Origin of the sequence: Pseudomonas sp. MSSRFD41, assembly GCF_014230245.1 — a bacterium.
Taxonomy (GTDB): Bacteria; Pseudomonadota; Gammaproteobacteria; order Pseudomonadales; family Pseudomonadaceae; genus Aquipseudomonas; species Aquipseudomonas piscis.
Genome location: NZ_JACKZK010000021.1, coordinates 105,001 through 107,477 on the forward strand (window position 1 = coordinate 105,001; position 2,477 = coordinate 107,477).

Below are 2,477 nucleotides of genomic sequence, written 5' to 3' on the forward strand. Positions count from 1 at the left end.
GGACCGAACCGACTACCGTTGAAAAGTTAGCGGATGACCTGTGGATCGGAGTGAAAGGCTAATCAAGCTCGGAGATAGCTGGTTCTCCTCGAAAGCTATTTAGGTAGCGCCTCATGTATCACTCTAGGGGGTAGAGCACTGTTTCGGCTAGGGGGTCATCCCGACTTACCAAACCGATGCAAACTCCGAATACCTAGAAGTGCCGAGCATGGGAGACACACGGCGGGTGCTAACGTCCGTCGTGAAAAGGGAAACAACCCAGACCGTCAGCTAAGGTCCCAAAGTTATGGTTAAGTGGGAAACGATGTGGGAAGGCTTAGACAGCTAGGAGGTTGGCTTAGAAGCAGCCATCCTTTAAAGAAAGCGTAATAGCTCACTAGTCGAGTCGGCCTGCGCGGAAGATGTAACGGGGCTCAAACCATACACCGAAGCTACGGGTATCACGTAAGTGATGCGGTAGAGGAGCGTTCTGTAAGCCTGTGAAGGTGAGTTGAGAAGCTTGCTGGAGGTATCAGAAGTGCGAATGCTGACATGAGTAACGACAATGCGAGTGAAAAACTCGCACGCCGAAAGACCAAGGTTTCCTGCGCAACGTTAATCGACGCAGGGTTAGTCGGTCCCTAAGGCGAGGCTGAAAAGCGTAGTCGATGGAAAACAGGTTAATATTCCTGTACTTCTGGTTATTGCGATGGAGGGACGGAGAAGGCTAGGCCAGCTTGGCGTTGGTTGTCCAAGTTTAAGGTGGTAGGCTGAGATCTTAGGAAAATCCGGGATTTCAAGGCCGAGAGCTGATGACGAGTTACCTTTTAGGTGACGAAGTGGTTGATGCCATGCTTCCAAGAAAAGCTTCTAAGCTTCAGATAACCAGGAACCGTACCCCAAACCGACACAGGTGGTTAGGTAGAGAATACCAAGGCGCTTGAGAGAACTCGGGTGAAGGAACTAGGCAAAATGGCACCGTAACTTCGGGAGAAGGTGCGCCGGTGAGGGTGAAGGACTTGCTCCGTAAGCCCATGCCGGTCGAAGATACCAGGCCGCTGCGACTGTTTATTAAAAACACAGCACTCTGCAAACACGAAAGTGGACGTATAGGGTGTGACGCCTGCCCGGTGCCGGAAGGTTAATTGATGGGGTTAGCGCAAGCGAAGCTCTTGATCGAAGCCCCGGTAAACGGCGGCCGTAACTATAACGGTCCTAAGGTAGCGAAATTCCTTGTCGGGTAAGTTCCGACCTGCACGAATGGCGTAACGATGGCGGCGCTGTCTCCACCCGAGACTCAGTGAAATTGAAATCGCTGTGAAGATGCAGTGTATCCGCGGCTAGACGGAAAGACCCCGTGAACCTTTACTATAGCTTTGCACTGGACTTTGAGCTTGCTTGTGTAGGATAGGTGGGAGGCTTTGAAGTGGGGACGCCAGTTCTCATGGAGCCATCCTTGAAATACCACCCTGGCAACCTTGAGGTTCTAACTCAGGTCCGTTATCCGGATCGAGGACAGTGTATGGTGGGTAGTTTGACTGGGGCGGTCTCCTCCTAAAGAGTAACGGAGGAGTACGAAGGTGCGCTCAGACCGGTCGGAAATCGGTCGCAGAGTATAAAGGCAAAAGCGCGCTTGACTGCGAGACAAACACGTCGAGCAGGTACGAAAGTAGGTCTTAGTGATCCGGTGGTTCTGTATGGAAGGGCCATCGCTCAACGGATAAAAGGTACTCCGGGGATAACAGGCTGATACCGCCCAAGAGTTCATATCGACGGCGGTGTTTGGCACCTCGATGTCGGCTCATCACATCCTGGGGCTGAAGCCGGTCCCAAGGGTATGGCTGTTCGCCATTTAAAGTGGTACGCGAGCTGGGTTTAGAACGTCGTGAGACAGTTCGGTCCCTATCTGCCGTGGACGTTTGAGATTTGAGAGGGGCTGCTCCTAGTACGAGAGGACCGGAGTGGACGAACCTCTGGTGTTCCGGTTGTCACGCCAGTGGCATTGCCGGGTAGCTATGTTCGGAAGAGATAACCGCTGAAAGCATCTAAGCGGGAAACTCGCCTCAAGATGAGATCTCACTGGGATCTTGAATCCCCTAAAGGGCCGTCGAAGACTACGACGTTGATAGGTTGGGTGTGTAAGCGCTGTGAGGCGTTGAGCTAACCAATACTAATTGCCCGTGAGGCTTGACCATATAACACCCAAGCAATTTGCGAACTCGACAGAGACCAGATTGCGGTGTGTGAAGATGACCAACCGAAAGTTTGACACACGAACCTATTGCATGCCCATTCGCTGGAACGTTGCCCAAACAACGGCTCAGCTACAGAATTTCTTGACGACCATAGAGCATTGGAACCACCTGATCCCATCCCGAACTCAGAAGTGAAACGATGCATCGCCGATGGTAGTGTGGGGTTTCCCCATGTGAGAGTAGGTCATCGTCAAGATTAAATTCCGAAACCCCAATTGCGAAAGCAGTTGGGGTTTTGTCTTT

Annotated in this window: 2 rRNA genes (1 of these 2 running past the window's edge); both read left to right on the forward strand. The window is 52.0% G+C overall.

Annotated features, from left to right (window positions below):
* A 23S ribosomal RNA gene (locus H7A76_RS25350) occupies positions 1-2,174 on the forward strand; it begins 718 nt to the left of the window's first position.
* 140 nt (positions 2,175-2,314) lie between these two features.
* A 5S ribosomal RNA gene (gene rrf / locus H7A76_RS25355) occupies positions 2,315-2,430 on the forward strand.
* The last annotated feature ends 47 nt before the right edge of the window (positions 2,431-2,477 follow it).